Below are 20518 nucleotides of genomic sequence, written 5' to 3'. Positions count from 1 at the left end.
AAAAGTCCCTTCCTGTCGAACAAAATACCACATAAAGATTTCCAACCACATATTACGGAGATAACACAATGACAGACTATAATGAAAACCAAAACCGGGCGATAACTGCCCCTTTGGCCCATATGGCGATCAACGCCGCGGCGGGCACTGGAAAAACCAGCACACTTGCAGCTCGCATTCAATACCTGCAAGCGGAATTGGATCTTCTTCCAAACTCGATCATGGCGATTTCATTTTCACGAACGGCTCGTTCCCGCTTGATTGAGAAACTGAAAGAATTATGCAAGAAAACCAAGTTCGGGAGCCCTGTTCCCACTTATACATTCCATGGTCTTTCTTTCAGAATCCTTCGAATTGCAGCCGGCATGGGCGAAACTTGGTTAAAACCAGGCTTTGAAATAATAGAGTCTTTATCCCGTGGCAATAACCCAATTTTCAGACGGCATAGCTCACTTCTTAATGGAGTGTTCAAGCAACTTGACAGTGAGATTGCTTGGGAGGCTTGCATGAAAGCCATAGACAGTTTGCGGCAAGGATCAGATGAAATGGAACCCTGTTTTGCTCCTGAAGACCTAGATAGTAACGTACTTGTTGAAGTGGACATAGGACAAAACACCTTGATAAGACTGAAATCTGCGGAAGTACTTACTGTGTGGCGAAGATACGAAAACATGCTCAAACAGTACAACATCATCGATTACTGGGGACTGATTGTTGAAGCTGTCAATATTCTTTCACAACCTGAAACTGAAACAAGAAAAAGAGTCAGGGAAAACCTCAGGGCGATCGTGGTTGATGAATACCAAGATACCTCCCGGGCTCAGGAAAAGCTTCTATTTGCATTAGCAGGTAATGACATCCCAGTAAACGTTGTAGGCGATATCGATCAAACCATTTATACATTTAATGGATCAAGTGCATCAAATATGGCCAACTTCCTTTCAATGGCCGCCCAAACGGATATAAGCGTTTTAACATCCATTAGTATGACTGAGAACTATCGTTCTGCTACACCGATTTTGGAATTGGCAAATCGGATTCGAAAGGAGTTGACTGATGATCGCAAACTTTTGCCTGCTTCCGACTTATCTGATAAAAACATTGCACTTTACCGCAAACGAAATTTTCCCGTTCGGCTTGTCTATGCTCCCAAACTCGAACTAGCAGCAGATTTTGTTGCAAAAGAAATTGATAGACTTGTAAATGATGAGGAAATTGATAGTATAGCTGTTTTGGTCAGAAAAGATTCCGAATATTCCCCGCAAGCTCGTGCAGTCAGGGAAGCACTGGATCTTTTTGAGATAAAAAACGATGTGATGTCGACACAAACACAAAAGGATCGTCATGATCACTTCCAATTTCTGTATTCCCTCTTTCAAGATCCAGAACATTACGGAAAATCATTGAGCGATCTTATATCGACTGATTTGAAAATAACCTTACCATCGAGCATGACAAACGAACAATTTCATTCCTATATCCATGAAGCTCTCGATTCCGGTGCCTCGTATTGTTATGAAGCGGCAGACTTTTTGTTCGATAACATGACCACGGAAGATTCGGACGAACAAGGGAATTGCCACATAAAAATTGGAACGGTACACTCGGCAAAGGGCGAAGAATTTCGGGTTGTCTTTCTTCTTTACCTTGGCGACCGTTCATTTCCTCATGGAAGTCAACCGGATTTGGATGAAGAAAGACGGCTTCTCTACGTCGGCATTACAAGAGCACAAGAAAGACTATATGTCATTGGGAGGCCGGGTATTCATTCCGAAAGTTTCTTTGATAATTGCAAAGGTCCGAATACTTCCTACTTGGAATATTCGGTCCTAGGAGGCAAGGCGAACGACGAAAAGGAAACACGTTTTGATACGGAAATTGCAGCTTCCATAGAACAGGCTCGGTCCGTCCAACAAGCAAGAGAAAAAGAAGAACGGGAAAATCTTTGGAAATTGTTCGAAGAAGAGTACTAGTCATAAACGGAGAGTGAAAAATCGTGGCAGTGAAAATTATCAAGCTAACCCCTGAACAAGAAAGTTGCGTCAATTTCCGTCCGGATGGCGAATTGTTGGTACGCGGAATTCCCGGAGCAGGCAAAACTACTGTTATCATTGAAAGGGCTTTATTTCTTCAAAAAAAAGGCGTTCAAATAACTACCGGTCCAAAGGTTTTACTCTTGACATATAATAAGGCATTGGCCACTTACATTACACAGATGGCGCGTTCTTCGAAAGAGGAGCCTGTCGGAGCACTCACATTTCATGGATGGGGCTCCTCCTTGCTACGGGAATCGGGAATTTCCAATTATCGTACAACAGATGAAAAGCCACGTTTTGTAAAATGGGCGAAAAACACGATAAATAAATATGGAAATCCAGACTTGCCACGTGTCCAGGCTGCCAAACTGAGTGAAGATCGTGCTTTGCTCCGTTTTCTTTCCGAGGAAATTACTTGGATCAAAAGCAATAATATCAAAAGCCGCTCTGAATATTTAGAAATTCAAAGAACAGGTCGTGGCACTCAGATTCAAATCACCAAGAGTCATCGTGAATCCATTTACGATATCTATGAAAAGTATCAAGAGCTTTTGAAAAGTGAACGATGTATCGATTTTGATGATGTTGCTTTGTTGATTATTAAAAACGCGACTCGCATACCAAAAGACAAAATGGCAAGCCACATTCTTATAGATGAAGCTCAAGATCTTTCACCAGCGCAATTTCGTGCAATCAAACTAATGACTGCCAAAAGCCTTACCATTGCCGCTGATAAAGGACAACAAATATATCGGAGACACTTTACATGGAAAAGTGTGGGTATTGAGATTCGAGGAGCAAGAAGTAAGCTACTAGGAATAACACATCGGTCTACCAAGGAGATTATACAGTTGGCCAGGAGTCTACAATCTCATGACAAGCAACTTTTGGCGGATGAAGATTTCTTGCCTTCACAGGATCCAGAAGGTAGCGGGCCAAAACCGGAGCTTATTATTTCTGACAATTTGGAAAATGAAAAGAACTTTGTTCTGAGAAAAGTAAGGCAATTGAAGGACCTATATCCAAACGATACAATTGCCATCATCGCGTATTCGCAAGACAGGTTGAATGAATATGAAAACTTCCTTTCCCAGAACAAGATCGGAAGTATACACATTAAATCCGAAGAAGCAAATTTTCTTGTTCCTGGCGTAAAGTTGGTCACCTTCCATTCCTCCAAAGGCTTGGAGTTTGAACATGTAATTGTAACCGGGCTTCAGGATGGAAAAATACCGTTTGGAATAATGGATCCGGGTGATGATCCGGAAGCATTTAAAGCAACTGAGCGAAAAAAACTGTATGTTGCCATGACACGAGCACGATTGACACTCACTCTTTTGGCTGTAGCTCCCATATCACCATTTGTAAATGAGCTGAATCCAGATTTGTATGGATAAAATTTGGTAGTATAAAAAAGAAAAAGTCCCTGTGAATTCACCATGGGATTTTTTAGCGGGTGCTTTTCGACTAATTGAAATATATCACACTTGGTAATATTATGAAATGTTGTCTCTTTCACAGATATTCCCATCTTACCAGGAGGTTATAAATGAATACCACTGAACTTCAACTGTCTCTTAGCAACATATCAAACCAGGCGTCATTCCTATTAAGAGAGTCCCTGGATATCAGCCCCCCCCTTTACAAAGAGTATTCCACTGTTCCTAAACTGGTTCAGTTTGTTGTGTCAAACCTGTTTACTTCCTGCTATTCAACCAGTGAAAGTGTCCTATTTCTGATAAGTAGATACAGATTATGGGACGCCCATATTCTTTACAGATCGCTGCTCGAAGGAACGGTTAAGCTAATGTTTGTTGCTCATGACAGTGACGAAATGATTCTTGATAAATGTCACGAGTTTTGGCATGTAATTCCTGAATTGAAGTTAATCAGCCGACACAAAAAAGCGCTGGATTCCTTGTCAATAGATAAAAATTCATCAGACTTTGACATGCAGAAACCAATGAAAGACATTATCCTGACTGAAGAAGAGTTAGCAGCATTGGAAAATAAATACCCAAAGAAAATCCGAAAACAAATGGAGCAGAAGTGGTCATTTAGCGAAATTGTCAGAACTTTATCTGCGAGTGGCGAACCCGCATATGACACTCTTGTCTCAACTTATCATGATTATGCTATAGGAAGCCATCTGGTCCATATGGATGGCGATGCAATCGGAGTTATCTGGGACAGGAACAAGCGAGAGCAGGAGCGCAGAATCGCGCTGGAATTGGCACATGGCGTTAGAATGGCTACGGCCATCCTTTCCTATGCCGCGATAAGAACTGAAATTTATTATAAGTTGTACAACCTGGATGTAACGTCAATGCACAACTTAAAAAGAAAAACCATTGCATTCTCTCAAGAGGTCGAGGAACATTATAGAAACTGGATCAATATTGAATACTATGAGAACGGTAGTAAAACTGTATCCGAATTGAATAAATCAAGGGAAGCATCATCAACGAACAAAGAATGAATTTATATTTGTAATAATATTAAGTCCCATTAGCATTCCTGTAGATGGATTAATTTCGTCTTTGAAAAAAGAAAAGCGCCTCGGTACGATGGGAGTACGCAACGGGTCATAGCCATTAAAATCCCATCATCTAGGAGGACGCTCTACTATGAAGTTTAAATCGCAGGACAAACAAAATCAACTCATTGAAAAAATTACTGCTCAGCATCTCGTCGTCGGGATCGACATCGCTCAGCAAATGCATATCGCACGTGCTGTTAACTTTCGTGGAATTGTTGTCGGTAATCCTTTATCCTTCTCAAATGATGAAGAAGGCTTTCACAGCCTTCTCCAGTGGATCCTTTCGCTGCAAGCCGCGCATGGACTAACGGCAGCCATTGTTGGCATGGAACCTACCAGGCATTACTGGCTCAATCTCTCCAGGTGGCTCTCCGAGCGCCAGTTTGAAGTCGTTCTTGTTAATCCACACCTGGTTAAGAAAAATAAAGAAAACCGCGACAATACACCATCCAAAAGCGACAAGAAAGATGCGCTAGTCATAGCCGACATGGTTAAGAATGGCTACTACTCATTCACTCGTAACACGCCCGAAGCCTTTGAAGAGCTTCGAGTCTTTCTCTCAAATCGGGACTCTGTCGTAACGAGACTCGTTAGTGCCAAAAACCAAATCCATCGTTGGGTAGACATTGTTTTCCCGGAGCTGCGTCAGGTCTTTAAGAGCCTGATGTGCACCGGTTCGTTGGCCACCCTTCGTCTTTTCCCTACGCCTGAAGAAATTCGTAAACTACAGCCTAAAGATATCATTGAAGGGTGGAAATCGCTGATGAAGCGTCATTCTGGTGAGCGAAAAGCTCGTGCTCTCATCGCGCTTGCTAGCTGTTCCGTTGGTTCTAAACAAGCCACGAATGCCTACAAGCTTCACTTAAAGCAATTATTCGATGAGTACGACCTTGCTTGCCTGCAGCTCAAAACGGTTGAAATGGAGATCATCGCCGTGTTGGATCGTATTCCCTTTGCCAAGTCTATGCTTGCTGTCAAAGGGATTAGCGCCATTTCACTGGCCGGTATTCTTGGTGAGGCAGGAGATTTAAGCGGCTTTGTTCACGGCAATGCACTTTTGCGACATGCTGGCCTCAACCTTGCGGAAGCAAGCTCAGGAAAATGGACTGGACAGATGAAAATTAGTAAACGAGGACGATCTCGCCTCCGCCGTTTCATCTTCATGATGACCATGAGTTTAGTGGCGAACAATCCGGAATTCAAAGCCATGCACGCGTACAATGTACAGGGAAAAAAGATGAAGAAAATGAGGTCTCTTATGAAGCTATGTGGTAAATTAGCTCGAATACTCATTGGAATGGCTCGGAGCCGTGAAGCCTACAAACCTCATAAAACAATACCAATTCAACTAGCAGCTTAAGCAATATCCTACCATTTCGTCGTACGAATTTTGACTTATTCGCGGGATTTCAAAAAGAAAGCACAGAGTACCGGATGTATTCAACCAAAGGGCACCGACCCGTACCGTTAGCTAGACCAGCCTCCACCCCTTGGACAGGTGTAACGAAGGAATGAGAGGGCATAGACCCGTTGAGACATGGGAGTGATAACCTCTAGGGGCGGCGTGGAGAATGCGTGCAGTATATGGAAGGATATGGGGTTTCGACCTCCCCCTCTATTTCCTCGCGCCTTCATGTTATCCTGGTCTTCTATGGTCTTCCATTTACTATCTTTCTGGATTTCTGGCAAGGGTGAAATCCTGCGAATAAGCGAGCATTCGTGAGAAAATTAAATCGTACCGAGGGAGTTGTGTAGTTCACTCTTGGGACTTTATACATCGGCTGCTTTTCGTTAGTTTTCAATAATTCATTTCTACGTGTGATTAAAACTTTAAGTTGCCGACCTCAAGTATCCACACTCTACACATTTCACTGTACATTTTAGTGTATAATTTAATTTTCAATTGAATTTAGAGTCTCAGGGTATACCCCATTAATGTGTTACTGCTGATACATAATATCAGGAAGTTGACAATGTTAGTTGTCTCCTGATAACAGCTCCTTCGCCTCGGTGAAGAGCCTGCTTGCTACGTTGGGCAAAGGGTAAATGATCTCATAAATATTTAAAATACAACCTTGGAATATAGTGATCATTTTCGCGCCTGTCAGCAATAACATACATTAGACTATGAGGATATGCAAGCCTTTCAACGGGTGCTTTTCGATGGATGGTTAGAAAACATAGGGAGAATGGATCCCATCAATTGATGCATAATTTGTACATTTTAATCAAACTCATCTCAAAAAAAACATCCCCTACCAAGGCCCCCGCCCCAGTAAAGGATGTTCCCGCTTTACTCTATTCACTTCTACGCCAACCGATACACCCGCGCCTCATACGGCTTCAATCGCAGCTCGCCTGCATCCGATTCCACCGCATAATTCCCAATAAGCAGTTCTGCTCCCGCTAATGAGACAGAAGCAGGCGGCTCGCACGCCACCGTTTGCTCCGAAATGTTCAGCACAATCAGCCATTTCTCCCCATCCAACGAACGGGTGTAAGTATAGATCTGCTCGTGCTCCTCCAACAGCGGCTCGTAGCTGCCGTATACCATCACCGGATGCTGCTTCCGCAGCTGGATAAGCGTCTTGTAGTAATAAAAGACGGAGTTCGGATCGGACAGTGCCGCGCTTACGTTGATATCCCGGTAGTTCGGATTCACCTTCATCCATGGAGTGCCGGCGGTGAAGCCGCCATTCGCTGAATCGTCCCACTGCATCGGCGTGCGGGAATTGTCCCGCGCCAAGTGAAGCAGGCTCGCGAACACTTCCTGCGGATCGCGGCCCTTGCCAACTTCTTCCTTATATTTGTTTTTCATCGCGATGTCGTTGTAGTCGTCGATGGAATCGAAGCGGACGCCGGTCATCCCAATCTCTTCGCCTTGAAAGATGTAGGGCATGCCGGGCAGCGTATGCAGCAGTGTCGCGAAGCACTTCGCCGACTCCACGCGGTACGCCGTATCGTTGCCGAACCGGGTGACGACACGGGTATGGTCATGGTTGTTCAGGAATTGGGAATTCCAGCCCTTGCCCCACATGCCCTCATACCACCGCTTCTGAATTTCTTTGAAGCGCTGCATGTCCCAATGCGCCATATAGTCGCACACCTCGAAGTGGAAGAGCGTATGCAGCTCGCCGCGCTCCTCGCCCACATACAGCACGCCGTCTTCCGGCGTGACGAACGGGATTTCCCCGACCGTGAAAATGTCGTAATGCCGCAGCACCTTGTCGTGCATCTCTTGCAGGTATTCATGAATGCCGGGGTTGTTGCCCAAGTATGAAATATCGTCCGGGTTTGCCGCATCCGGGAATCCGGCTTGCTTCGCAAGCAGGTTGATGACATCCATGCGGAAGCCGTCGATGCCTTTATCCAGCCAGAAGCGCATCATATCATATATTTCTTCGCGCACGCGCGGGTTGTCCCAATTCAGGTCAGGCTGCTGCACGGCGAAGGAATGGAAGTAATACTCTCCCGTCGCTTCGTCATACTCCCAGGTGGAAGGGGTGAAGTACGAGCGCCAGTTATTCGGCTCTTTCCGCCAGATGTAATAGTCCCGCTTCGGATGGTCCTTCGCCGAGCGCGACTCCGTGAACCACGGATGCTGATCAGAGGTATGGTTCACGACCAAATCCATGATGAGCTTCATGCCGCGCGCATGCGTTTCTTGCAGCAAGCGCTCGAAGGTGTCCATCGTGCCCGCCTTCGGCATAATCGAGCGGTAATCGGCAATATCGTAGCCGTTATCCACATCTGGCGATCCATAGCACGGATTGAGCCAGATGACGTCAACGCCGAGATCGCGGATATAGTCAAGTTTCTGGATGACCCCCTCCAAATCTCCGTATCCATCCCCATTCGTATCATTGAAGCTTCTCCAATATACCTGATACACAACAGCCTCTTTCCACCATGTTCGCTTCATCTGCCTGCTCCTTCCTGCATCTTCTGCCGCTATCCTTCTCATCTATTGTGATTATTGCGAGAAGCGGCCGTCACGAAGACGGCCGTTGTCTATTACTCTATATACACTACTCTATATACACTAACACTACTATTCTACACCGAATTGCACAATGGCTAAGCCTGTAGTATTGCCAAGCACCTCGACGCCAACCTCGTCCGCGCCTTCCCGCAAGCGTGTGACCTTCAAGGACAGCTCGCCCGCGCCAATGCGCAGCCGCTCGACCGTCAGCTCGCCAATCCCTTCCGGCAGCATCGGGTTGATGCGAATCTCGCCTGCCGGCACGTTCGGATCGAGGCCCAGCATCGCCTGCACAAAGGCGACCGCCGTGCCTGCCGACCAGGCCTGCGGGGAGCATGTCGAAGGATACGGCACCGGCTCGCCCAGTTCCGCGCCGTGTCCGCAATACAATTCAGGCAGCCTTTGATACTCAAAATGCCGGGACGCCGCAAGCAACCCCGAAATCACCTTGCCTGCTTCCCGCTTGAAGCCCAAGCGGCTCAAGCCGAGCAGAATCAAGGCATTGTCATGCGGCCAGACGCTGCCGTTGTGGTAGCTCATCGGATAATATCCGGCCGCCTCTGTGCTCATCGTACGGATGCCATAGCCGCTGAACATGTCTACGGCGAGCAGCCGCGCGGCGACCTGCTCGGCACGTTCCCAATCCGGCAGGCCGGACAGGAGCAGATGCCCCGGATTGGAGGTAACGGACTCTACTTGACGCTGCTCCTTGTCGAGCGCGATCGCATAGAAGCCTTCCCGCTCCATCCAGAATTCCCGCTCGAATCTGGCTCTCAGTTCCTGCGCCTCCCGTTCCAGCCTTTCGGCCAGCACCGCTTCGCCCATGGCTGCGAATACGGGAGCCAGGCTCTTTTTCGCCTGATACACATACCCTTGCACCTCGGACAAAGCAATCGGCGAAGCGGCGTATTCTCCCGAAGCGTGGACGATCGAATTGCTTGAATCCTTCCAGCCCTGGTTCGGGAATCCCTTCTCCGCCTCCTGATGATACGTCACGAACCCTGCGCCTGCCAAGACGGCACGGTCGATCCACTCGAGCGCGCGCAGCATGTTCGGCTTGAGCTCTTCAGCAAGCGTCAGATCGCCCGTCCAGCGCACATATTCGCCGATGAGCGCGAGGAACAGCGGCGTGGAATCGACGGTTCCATAGTAAGGGGAGAACGGCGACTGCTTCGTCGTCACCAGCTCGCCGAAGCGGATCTCGTGCATAATCTTGCCGGGCTGTTCATCGCGCCATTTATCCCAGGCCTTCCCTTGGTAAGCGGCCAACGTACGCAGCGTGCCCTTCACCTTCTCGGGCTGCAGCGGCAGCATGAACAAGGATGTGATCAGGCTGTCGCGGCCGAACGGAACGGCGAACCATGGCAGTCCGGCCACCGGCGTATCGCCGTAACCGACATCGGTCATCAGCATGCGCAGATCCTGCACCCCGCGACGATACAGGCCGTTGAACAGCTCGGAATCGGTCGTGACGCTGGCCGTCTCCTCCTCCCATGCCGCATAGGACTCTTCCAAGCGGCGCAGGCCTTCCTCGAACGGCAGCACAGCCGCCTGCTGCCCTGCCAATACCGGCATGATGGCGAAGCAGATGCGCGCCGCTTCCTTCGGGGCCAGCTCCAGCGCGAAGCTTACCGCACTATCTTCCTCCACGCGGCCCGCTTCCCGGTCCCATTGCACCACGGTTTCCCGCATCATGCCATCTGCGCCCGCATAACGGATTGCCGCATGCCGCTCCCCCGCCTCGCGGCCGCTAATCCGGCCCACTTCACCCGTCCGGTATTTGCGGACGAGGAACATGTCCTGGAAGTCGGCATCGAACGCAACCGCCAGCTCACAAGCAGCCGCCTGCGGGAAATAGTTCGTTACCGTCATCCGCTCGTACAACACGCCGTCGAAGATGAACCGCTCCCGCTGGAGCTCGATCGCCCCTTCGTCCTTGCGTTCCTTCATCGCCCGGATGGACGCGAAGTAGCTTTTATCCGACGACGAGGACAGCAGCGCAGGCTTCTCGCCGTCAATATATACTTCCATCCGGCTCAAGAACCGCGTATCCTTCGTATACAGCCCATATCCGCCGTCGTGCTCCGCGGCGATATCGCCATTTTTATCCGTCAAGTAGAACAGATCGCCTTCTTTAATCACACAATAGTCCATGTTCCCGCCTCATTCCCTTGTCATTTTGCAGCCATGACCGCAAGTCATCTATGCAATCCAGCAATCCGCTTCCATGCCGTCAGTCTCCGCGCATCTGTCCCAACCATTTCATCTTACTGCTGAATACCTGATACAGAAGCAAAGAAGCAGACTCCATGCAGCATCTGTCCATTCCTCTCCACTTCTGCTGGCGCTTCATCCCTTATCCCTTAATGCCGGAGCTGGATATCCCCTCGACATACTGCTTCTGGAACAGGAAGAAGAAGATAAGAATCGGCAAGGTGGACAGCACAACCCCGGCCATAATGAGCGGAGTATTCTCGAAAAACATATCCTTGACACTGTTGAGACCCACGACCAGCACATATTGATCGGGACTGTTGGCCAGCGTGCTCGGAATGAGGTAGCTGTTCCATGTGCCCGCAAATGCGAGTATCGACATCGTAATGAGCGGCGACTTCGCGAGCGGATAGACGATGCGCCAGAACGAGCCCATCTTCGTCAAGCCGTCCAGCCGCGCCGCTTCGATGAATTCATTCGGCACGCCGATGAAAAATTGCCTCATCATGAAGATGTACAGGCACTGATACAGAAACGGAACGGTCAACGCCGCGAACGTATTCAGCCAGCCAATCTGCGCCATATTGACGTAGACCGGAATCAAAATCATCTGATACGGCACCATCATCGTCGCCACGACGATCCAGAAGATGATCCGCTTGCCCGGGAACTCCAGCTTCGCAAGCGCGAAGCCCGCCATCGGGTTAATTATCAGGTTGCCGATAATGACGAGCCCCGTCATAATGACTGTGTTCAGGAACCATTTCGGCACGTTGTACGCTTCATTCGTGAAGAACAGCTTATAGTTGTCCAGCGTCCAATGCGGCATCCCCGCCAGCTTGTTCACATCCTGCATCGTCACGAACGACGTATACAGCGTATAGGCGAAGGGAAGGAGGAACACCAGTCCGAGCAAGAGGACGACGGCATAATGAAGCAATCCGGTAAAGCGTTTGTTAGCCTGCATCGTTGTCACTCCTTATCGCCCAGCCATTTTTTTTGCAGGAACGTAATCAACAGAATAATGAGGAAAAATAGTACGACGGCCGCGCTTCCGTACCCGATATTCATATACCGGATGCCGTGCTGATAGAAATAAGTGACGACCGTACTCGTCGCCCCGGCCGGAGAGCCCAAAGCGCCGTAACGCGAGATCGCGGCAATCTGATCGTAGATCTGGAAGCCGAGCAGCGTCGCGACCGAGACGACGAAGAACGTGACCGGCTTCAGGGAAGGGAGCGTAATATAGCGGAACTGCGCCCATTTGGACGCTCCGTCCATCTGCCCCGCTTCGTACAGATCGCGCGGAATCTCCTGCAGCCCGGACAAGTATACGATCATGCTGAACCCGCACTGCTGGAAAATGAACAGAATGCTGACGAACAAAAGCGCATAGCGCGTATCTGCGAACCACGTCGTATCCGCGAACCCGAACAGCGTGAAAAATTTCGTCACGAAGGTTCCCTTCTTGAACAGCATCATGAACACCGTCGTTACCGCGATCTGCGACGTAATATACGGAATGAAGAACACGGTGCGGAATATTCCCCGGCCCTTCATCTTCTGATTGACGAGCACCGCCATCAGCAAGCCGAGCAGCGTCTGCACCGGAACGGCGATAACGACGATCTGCAAGGAATGAAGCACCGCCTGATAGAACTCGGGGTCCTGCAAAATATGGATATAGTTCTGCAGCCCGATGAAGGACGCATCACCTAGCGCCGTGAAGCTGACTTCCTGAAAGCTGCGCAGGAAGGATTGCGCGAACGGGTACAAAAACCACCATACCCACAGCACCAGAAACGGCAGCGTGAACAGCCAGCCGACCGCGGTATCCGAATCCGCGAGCGAACGGAACCGCGACGGGCGTTTGTTCAAGCGGCTGTAATCCGCCGTTGCATGTTTATTGTCATAGGCAGCCATAAGCAAGCCTCCTGAATGTTCAAATTAATTTGGAAGTTGTTCCGCTATTAAGTCCTCATATCAACGAATAAAGCTGTTCCCGCTTCACAAGACGGAAACGGGAACCCGATTACCTACTGAAATTGTTGCTGAATGCCGTCGAGCAATTGCTGCGGCGTCTGGCTCGTGCCGCCCAAGATGGTCGCTTCAAGCTGTTTCACCAATTCATCAATGAACTTCTTCGTTTCTGCCGGATAAGCGAAGTCAGTGCTATAGTCAAGCGCCTTCTCGACCGCTTTGAATTCCGGATTCTCTTCGAAATATTTGGCTGACAAGCTCGTTACCGCCGAATTGAAGCCAAGCTTCAGGAACTCGGTCTGTGTCTTGTCATTTGTCAAATAATACGCAGCCTTGAGCGCCGCTTCCTTGTTCTTCGCGTCCTTCAATACGACATAAGCGTCGGAAATCATCGTGCCGCCGTTGACCGTTCCCTTAGGCACCGGAAGCGCGACATAGTTCAGGTTCGGATTGGCATCCTTCAAATAACCTTTGTACCAGTATCCGCCCGTCGTCATCGCCGCTTTGCCATTCGCAAATACTTCGCCGTCCCAGCCATAGCCAAGCGCTTTCGGCGTCACGGCAACGCCCTCTTTGTACATATCGAAAATTTTCTGCAGCCCCTGCACGTTCTCGGCCGAGTTGATCGTCTTCCCGTTGCCCCAGCCGCCGCCGTAGCTCTTCACATAGTTCGTAATGTGATACGCATCGATGTTGATCGTAATGCCGTACACGTCATCCTTCGTCAATTTCTTGGCGGCCGCTTCCACTTCGTCCCATGTCTGCGGATACTCGCCAAGACCCGCTTCCTTCCACATGTCGGCGTTGATGAAGAACATCGACGGCATCGTCAAGTTCGGAATGCCATACAGCTTATCATCGACCTTCCAGATATCCGCCGACGAAGCCGCGAAGCGGTTCATATCCACATCTGACGAGGCGATGAGCTCGTCCAACGAAGTGAACAGGCCTTTGTTAATATACTCGTACGCCCCTTCGTTGGAAATCTTTATGAAGTCGGGCGCTACACCCGCCGCAATTTCGCCCGGCAGCACATTCCAGAACTGCTCGCTGCTCGGATACTGCTTGATTTTCAATTCCAAGTTCGGATACTGGTCGCTAATGGAAGCCGCCGCATCCTGATAAATTTTCAAATCCTGCGCCGTGCCCCAGAACCCCATCGTCACTGTCGCTTTTTCCTGTGACTCGTCCTTGCCCGCCGCCGGAGTGCCATTCCCGCTATCCTTGCCGCAAGCCGTGACCAACAGCAGCAGCGACACCAGCAGCAATACGGTAAGCCTTTTCATTTTGTTCATGACCTCTCCTCCCAATCTCTTCGGTTGTGAACCTCTGACTACAATGGTACCGTTTTCAGCCGGCTGGCGACATTATTGAAATGATGATTCATTTATCAGGATTGACTTTGTTCCTGGAGCTTAACAGCAGCACCTCCTAGAAGAACCTTTTTATTTAACGCGATTGACATTTCTTTAACGAAATCGAACTATTAAACACAAACAACCCCCAGAGGAATACTTAGTGCCCTAATTCCCCTCTGAGGGTTGCCGCTCTTCATGCTTATTTGTCTGTTTTAGACAGCCCGCATTGCCGTTTATTGCGACTTTGTGTATTTATTTTCTGACCATCGTTTCAGCAAGCTTGATGAGCTTCTCCTTCGTCAAGGGGTTCTCTGGATTCGTTGTGATTGTAAATTGCTTGCCCTTCTCGAACCAAATAAGGGTGTTTTTCAGGTCTTCTTTCTCTAGATGTGGATATTTCTTCTTCATTTCCTCAGCGGATTCATAGGAATACCCTTTTTGATCGACAGATTCCTTCGGATCAAGACGCTTATATTCCAAGAACAATTGATTTTCTCCATTCGCATACTCTAGAACGATTCCGTTCGCTCGCGTCCAGTTAATCTTTTTGGAATAAATCTTCTTCCCAAGCTTCTTCGCCTCGGCCTCCAGTTCTTTTGTATAATCAGTGCTGTATGGACCGGCGATTCCTGCCGTCACGAATTGATAACCTTCCGGCAGGTCAGCAGGTTGTTGCAGCACCGTATCTTTCAAGGTTGATGCCTTTTTTTGGTAATCTTCATATGTATCGAACTTTGGAAAAGGGTTCCCCATGGAATAAACTTTAGCGTTTTTTCTTTTCGATACTTCATTGCTGACGTATACCATATACGTATCATCTGGATTTTTTTCAAGCAATTCGGCTATTCTCGCCTGCTCTTCTTTCTCTAGCTTCTCCCCTTCATTTGCAGCCTTCGGCTTAGCAGCCGCCGTCTTCACCGCTCTGTCGCTTACGGACTGGGGGGAAGCTGCCTCCACAGCGAGATTCATGGAACTGAACAGCAGCATACTGCTGAGAGTGGCAATTGCCAATTTCATCGTCGTTTTCATTTGTTATTGCTCCTCTCTTCTTACAGAACTAATTGGATTCATCTATATAACAATCTCAAGTCGCTTATTTGTGACATGAATCGCGGCAATGTTCAAAAAAGTACAAATAACCACAGAGGAACTCATATTGCTATAAGTCCCCGCTGAGGGTTGCCGCTTTACATATGACCCGAAGAAGGAGAAGCGGAATGTAGGCCAGACTACATGAGCATCTGAAATGTTTCCGCAGGAAACATGCTTCGGAAACATAAGCTTTACGAGGGTGAATGCAAGATTCGATGCCGAGACCGCTTACAGTTATACTTCGTGATGAGAAAACCTCTATCGAGGCCCTTCGAGGATGAGCGACCGCGTTTAAAGGTTGGTTTTATCGCCATAAGGAATGTTTCCTTCTGCTTTAGTCTTCACAGAGATTGAGCATTCCTTAATGGTCAAAAGGGATCCCTTTTCAGCACCGAGAAGGTTGCAAGAACCCGAAGAAGGAGAAGCGGAATGTAGGCCAGACTACATGAGCATCGGACTTCGAGGGTGAATGCAAGATTCGATGCCGAGACCGCTTACAGTTATACTTCGTGATCAAAAGGGATTCAGACCGTTTCTTTGCGGTACTCCTTGGGCGACATACCGACATACTTATGAAACACAATCGCAAAATGGACTTGGCTGTTGAAGCCCGTCATATCCGCCACCTCGTAAATTTTGTAGCGGTAATCCAGCAGCAGCTCCTTCGCCTTCTCGATGCGCACCTCATTGAGATAATCGAACAGGCCCCGGTTCACCTCCTGCTTGAACAGCCGGCTAATATAGTTCGGACTGACATGGAACTGCTCCCCCAAGCTTTTGAGCGAGATGTCTTCCCGGTAATTCGTGTCGATATATTGCAAAATGCCGCGGATGAGCGGACTGTATTCCTTATGCTGCTGCGCCAGCTTCTCCGCCAGCCGCTCATTGAACAGCGAATGATAGACAACCGACAGCTCGCTGAAATCCTCAATCTCTTCCAGCCGGTTCGCATCGCCCCAATATTCCTCGCCGTCCTTCAGCATGAACAAGAGTCCCTGATAAATTTTGCGGACATCCTTCTCGTCCATGCATTCGCTCTGCTGCAGGAACTGCTCCCACGCGGACAGGCTGCGGGCGAATTCATCGTATTTCTCGTCCTTCAGCCCGTTCTTCATCGCCGCGATATGAGCGTTAACCTGCTCCAGCGCTTGCTCGGCATCCCCGTTCCGGTGCGCCTCGGCATAAAAGATCGGGTCGTTCGGATGATAGAACTTCCTTGCCAGCGCCTGCCGCGCCTGCATGGCCGCCTGGCCGCACTCCTGATAGACTTGTGCAGGCCCGCTTATTCCGAACACGGTGTCGATGTTGACGAACCTTTTCAGCGCAGCGCTAATGAGATAGACGAGCTCATTCACATGCGCGAACGAGGCTTGCACGCTCTTCGTGCCGCTATGGCTCACCAATACGGCGTACAGGTTGTCCTCCAGCTGCACATATTCCGCCTCTGGCTCTTTTGACAGCAGCTCGGAGACGATGTTGCCGATCGTATTGGGCAGGATGGACGCATTGTCCTTTGTGTACCGCTTGGCGACGTGCGTGTAATTTTTAATCGTGAACAGCAGCGCATACAAGTTGCCCTCCTGCAGCTTCGTCTGCCGGACGCCATCCATGCTGCCGCGAAGCAGGTGGCGCACAACATCCTCCTTGCCCCGAACAGATCCGCCGCTCTGGCTGGGCGCTCCTTCGGAACCGGACTCGGCTTCTTCCTTTAATTTGGCCAGCACCGCTTCGATCTCTTGCACATTCATGCTCGGCTTATGAAAATAATCCGCGGCCCCCAGCTTCATCGCCTTTTTGACCAGATTGAAATCGTCAAAGCTGCTCAGAATGATAACCTTGGCCGGAACATGCAGCGCTTTCATTTCCTGCAACACTTCCAGACCGTCCTTCTTCGGCATCTTAATATCAAGCATGACGACATCCGGCTGCCGCTCCAATATGAGCTTTATCGCCTCCTCGCCATCGGCGGCTTCGCCCGCGATTTCGAGGCCGGCCGCTTCCCAGCGGATGGCCGATTTGAGTCCGATACGAACCAAGGGCTCGTCATCCACGATTAATACTCTCATTGCCAATCCCCCGTTCTCCCTCTGTAATGGCCGGAATGATGATGGTAGCGGTCGTTCCGGCGTTCTCTGCGCTCGTCATCCACAGCCCGCACTCTGTCCCATAGTTCAGTTCGATGCGCGAGCGTATATTTTTCACCCCGATTCCGTTCATCGGATCCGAACCCGGACCAGGCTGCAATTCTTCCAGCTCCGGACCTGACATGCCTCTGCCGTTGTCAGCGACAATCATAACGACATGCTCGCCATCCCGGTAGATGCGAATGCTGAGCTTCCCTTTGTAAGGAATGCCGTCGAAGCCATGAAAAACCGCATTTTCCACCAGCGGCTGCAGCAGAAATTTCAATGTCTTGTAAGGAAGCACCTCCGGGTCAATGTCATACTCCACCTCGAATTTGTTGAAATAACGGAAATCCAATATGTTCGTATAATTCTTGATGAACTCGACTTCCTCCTGAATCGTCACCACATCGCTCTCTGTCTTCGCCGTGAACTTGATGACCGAGGAAAAAGCGGTCAATGCCTCTTCGATTCCCGTCGCGCCTTGAATTTTGGCCATCCACTTGATGACGTTGAGCGTATTGTACATAAAATGAGGCCGAATCTGCGATTGCAGCGCCAGCAGCTCCATGTGCCGCTTCTCCTGCTCTTCGTCATAGATGCGCTGAATGAGCCGCCGGATTTCCTGCAGCATATGATCGATCGTGATGCTGATTCGGCCCACTTCCCCATGCTGAATATCAATGTTGACGTCCAGCTTGCCTTGGGCGACCAGCTTCATCTTCGCGTTCAAGGCCGAAAGCGGTTTCGTAATGCTCGTCGCGATATATATTGAAGCAAGAATGGACAAGCCGAGCAGAACGAGCAGCGAAATGAAAATCGTCCGCACGATAACGTTCACGAACGAGAACAACTCCTGCTTCGGTATAATCGTCACCGCTTGCCAATTCGTTACCTCGGAAGCAGACGTGATGATGTAGTTAGCGGCATCTTCCTTCGTTCCGAGCTCCCCGCCGCCATTCCTATGTTCCAACACGCTTGCTGCCTTCGCCCCGATATCGTCCGGATTTTTGCTATATACGATGTTTTTCTGCTCATCAAGTAAATAGAATTGCGTATGCTCCGTGAAGTGGATGCTGCTCCACAAGCCTGCCAGCTTGTCGATGCCGATGTTAAGCAGAATCAAGCCGAGGTTCTCCTTCGTATACGGGTCGACAATGGCGCGGCCAATCGACACGACCGGAGTGTCATGGAACGACATCAGCTTCTCGGGATGGATGCCGACCGGAACGACAAGCCCTTTTTGCTGCAAAATCGTTTGGATATACGGCTCGTAGTAAAATTCATGTTCCAAATAATTGTGATCCATATAACCATTATTGCTTCGCCCCACTACGACATGATTGGCGCTCTGGTAGATGACGGCCGAGTCCAGCAGATCCGTATAGAGCATCATGCTGTTCCGGATAATCCCGTTCACCGTATCGAAGTCCCGGCCTCGCTCGTATAACGGATAAGGCAGCGAATCGTAGTTTTTGCGCATAATTTGAAATATCGTCTGATCCCGCTCGGGGTACATCGCCAGCCGCAGCAAGGGCTGCAGGGACGTGTCGATGTTTTTGACGATCTGATTGTTATTGTCCACCGCTGCGTCCAAAATCATATTCCGGTTCGAATCCATATACAGCCACGATAACGTGCCGCCGATGATGACGAATGGAATAATGAGAAAGCATGAAAACACGATAATGAGCTTCTGCTTCAAGCTTACATTGCGCAGCCGGTTCCTGATGTTCCGCATTCAATCCTCTCCCCGCTGAAGCGCCATTAATGCGCTTACATGGAAACAAAAGCAAAAAGCCCATCGCAAGCTGGTTGGCTTCGGTGCATAATCTGAGGTGAGCAGCGTGTGGATGAACTTCTAATCTTAGTGTAACGCATGAGTCAATATACTCAAGCAACACATAATTCCATGTGCTGCGCTTCTGGCAACTGATCGGCGAACAGATCGATTGAGGCAGCCTATCTATTGCGCGGTAACAGCAGTCCCCGAACAGTCCAGCCCTTGAAAGCGGAACCAATCTTTCCCCGCCTCCACTGCTTCGCACGCCTTCCATTCCCGCCATTTCATAAACTCTAACATTTACATATTCATAAGTTGACAACTCCCCGGTTCTGTCCTATTATTCATACTATTCCAATAAGATTTAACTATTTTAATTTAGTTAACATCTCATCCTTTTAATGGAATATCTCTTTTTTTAAGCTATATACTTACTATTCGGATAATATTACTTAGAATTATAAAGACAGGAGAATAAACGAATATGTATGTGCTAAAACGGCTGTTCACCATGCTGGTTACCCTGTGGATCATCGTCACCTTAACCTTTGTGATCATGCATATCATCCCGGGCGATCCTTTTGCTTCCGATTCCAAGACAATCCCTGAATCCGTACTGGAAAATATGCGGGCCAGGTACAACCTGGATAAGCCATTGCCCACTCAATATATATTTTATTTGAAAAGCTTGCTCACCTTGGACTTGGGGCCTTCCATCCAATCCAAAACAACGGATGTGAACACGCTAATTGCCAGAGGCTTTCTCCCATCCGCCATATTGGGCATACAGTCCATGCTCTGCGCGCTTGTCGCCGGAATCGCCTTGGGCACTGTCGCGGCGCTAAACCATAATCGCACACTTGACTATATATCCATGTTCATCGCCATGCTCGGCATTTCCATTCCGAGCTTCATCCTGGCCCCGCTGCTGATTAAGTATATGGCCGTGAAATGGGGGCTTCTCCCCGTCGCATCCTGGGGAACATGGAAGCATACGATTTTGCCGTCGTTGGCGTTAGCCGTCACTCCCGTAGCAATCATCGCCCGCTTCGTGAGGACCAGCATGCTGGAGGTGCTGCATCAGGACTACATACAGACGGCCGAAGCCAAGGGCTTATCCGCCTGGAAGATAGTCGTTCGGCACGGGCTGCGGAATTCACTGATTCCCGTGCTGTCCTTTATGGGACCGCTGTTCGCCTCGGTCGTCACCGGCACCTTCGTAGTCGAGAAGATTTTCGCCATTCCGGGCATCGGCAAATATTTTGTAGACAGTATTTTCAACCGGGATTATCCCGTCATTATGGGCACGACGATTTTTTACAGCGCCGTCCTGGTGGTCACTTTATTCCTGATAGATATGTCCTATCGGTTCGTCGATCCGAGAATCAAACTAGCCAGCAAAGGAGATTAG

Annotated in this window: 13 protein-coding genes; 5 read left to right on the top strand and 8 right to left on the bottom strand. The window is 49.2% G+C overall.

What is annotated here, in order from left to right:
* The first annotated feature begins 68 nt into the window (after positions 1-68).
* The 4 genes from JSQ80_RS15325 to JSQ80_RS15310 all read left to right on the top strand — a co-directional run bounded on the left by JSQ80_RS15325 (position 69) and on the right by JSQ80_RS15310 (position 5935).
* Positions 69-1973: an ATP-dependent helicase gene (locus JSQ80_RS15325; protein WP_206095895.1), complete on the top strand. Its 1905-nt coding sequence runs from the start codon at positions 69-71 to the stop codon at positions 1971-1973.
* 23 nt (positions 1974-1996) lie between these two features.
* The gene (locus JSQ80_RS29760; RefSeq protein ID WP_206095894.1) at positions 1997-3433 is read left to right on the top strand and encodes a UvrD-helicase domain-containing protein; all 1437 of its coding nucleotides are present in this window, start codon (positions 1997-1999) and stop codon (positions 3431-3433) included.
* A gap of 152 nt (positions 3434-3585) precedes the next feature.
* On the top strand, positions 3586-4515 hold the full coding sequence (locus tag JSQ80_RS15315; RefSeq protein ID WP_206095893.1) for a DUF5677 domain-containing protein: 930 nt from the start codon (positions 3586-3588) through the stop codon (positions 4513-4515).
* Between the two features lie 148 nt (positions 4516-4663).
* Positions 4664-5935 (top strand): IS110 family RNA-guided transposase, encoded by a 1272-nt coding sequence (locus JSQ80_RS15310; protein ID WP_206095892.1) that lies wholly within the window; start codon positions 4664-4666, stop codon positions 5933-5935.
* A 948-nt stretch (positions 5936-6883) separates the two neighbouring features.
* On the opposite strand, the gene JSQ80_RS15305 is transcribed toward JSQ80_RS15310, so the two are convergent.
* The 8 genes from JSQ80_RS15305 to JSQ80_RS15270 form a co-directional block, all read right to left on the bottom strand.
* Positions 6884-8497 (bottom strand): glycoside hydrolase family 13 protein, encoded by a 1614-nt coding sequence (locus tag JSQ80_RS15305; RefSeq protein WP_206095891.1) that lies wholly within the window; start codon positions 8495-8497, stop codon positions 6884-6886.
* Positions 8498-8626: 129 nt separating this feature from the next.
* The gene (locus JSQ80_RS15300) at positions 8627-10711 is read right to left on the bottom strand and encodes an amylo-alpha-1,6-glucosidase (RefSeq protein WP_206095890.1); all 2085 of its coding nucleotides are present in this window, start codon (positions 10709-10711) and stop codon (positions 8627-8629) included.
* 202 nt (positions 10712-10913) lie between these two features.
* Entirely contained in the window at positions 10914-11738 is an 825-nt protein-coding gene (locus JSQ80_RS15295; protein WP_206095889.1) for a carbohydrate ABC transporter permease, read from the bottom strand.
* Between the two features lie 5 nt (positions 11739-11743).
* On the bottom strand, positions 11744-12694 hold the full coding sequence (locus JSQ80_RS15290) for a carbohydrate ABC transporter permease (protein ID WP_087434578.1): 951 nt from the start codon (positions 12692-12694) through the stop codon (positions 11744-11746).
* A gap of 113 nt (positions 12695-12807) precedes the next feature.
* Positions 12808-14046 carry an ABC transporter substrate-binding protein gene (locus JSQ80_RS15285; protein ID WP_206095888.1) on the bottom strand — a complete coding sequence of 413 codons (1239 nt, stop codon included), beginning with the start codon at positions 14044-14046 and terminating at the stop codon, positions 12808-12810.
* Positions 14047-14361: 315 nt separating this feature from the next.
* Entirely contained in the window at positions 14362-15138 is a 777-nt protein-coding gene (locus JSQ80_RS15280) for a DUF4367 domain-containing protein (protein WP_206095887.1), read from the bottom strand.
* Positions 15139-15725: 587 nt separating this feature from the next.
* A complete protein-coding gene (locus tag JSQ80_RS15275) occupies positions 15726-17267 on the bottom strand; it encodes a response regulator transcription factor (RefSeq protein WP_206095886.1) in 1542 nt (513 codons plus the stop codon).
* Positions 17245-19065, bottom strand: coding sequence for a sensor histidine kinase (locus JSQ80_RS15270; protein WP_206095885.1), 1821 nt, complete (start codon positions 19063-19065; stop codon positions 17245-17247). Before JSQ80_RS15270 ends, JSQ80_RS15275 begins: the two co-directional genes overlap by 23 nt.
* A 526-nt stretch (positions 19066-19591) precedes the next feature.
* Between JSQ80_RS15270 and JSQ80_RS15265 the strand changes: the two genes are divergently transcribed.
* Positions 19592-20518, top strand: a complete 927-nt coding sequence (locus JSQ80_RS15265; RefSeq protein ID WP_206095884.1) for an ABC transporter permease — start codon at positions 19592-19594, stop codon at positions 20516-20518.

The organism is Paenibacillus apiarius (genome assembly GCF_017052585.1).
Classification (GTDB): domain Bacteria; phylum Bacillota; class Bacilli; order Paenibacillales; family Paenibacillaceae; genus Paenibacillus_B; species Paenibacillus_B apiarius.
The sequence above is the reverse complement of the archived record's forward strand: the minus strand, read 5'-3'. Positions and strand labels throughout refer to the sequence as shown.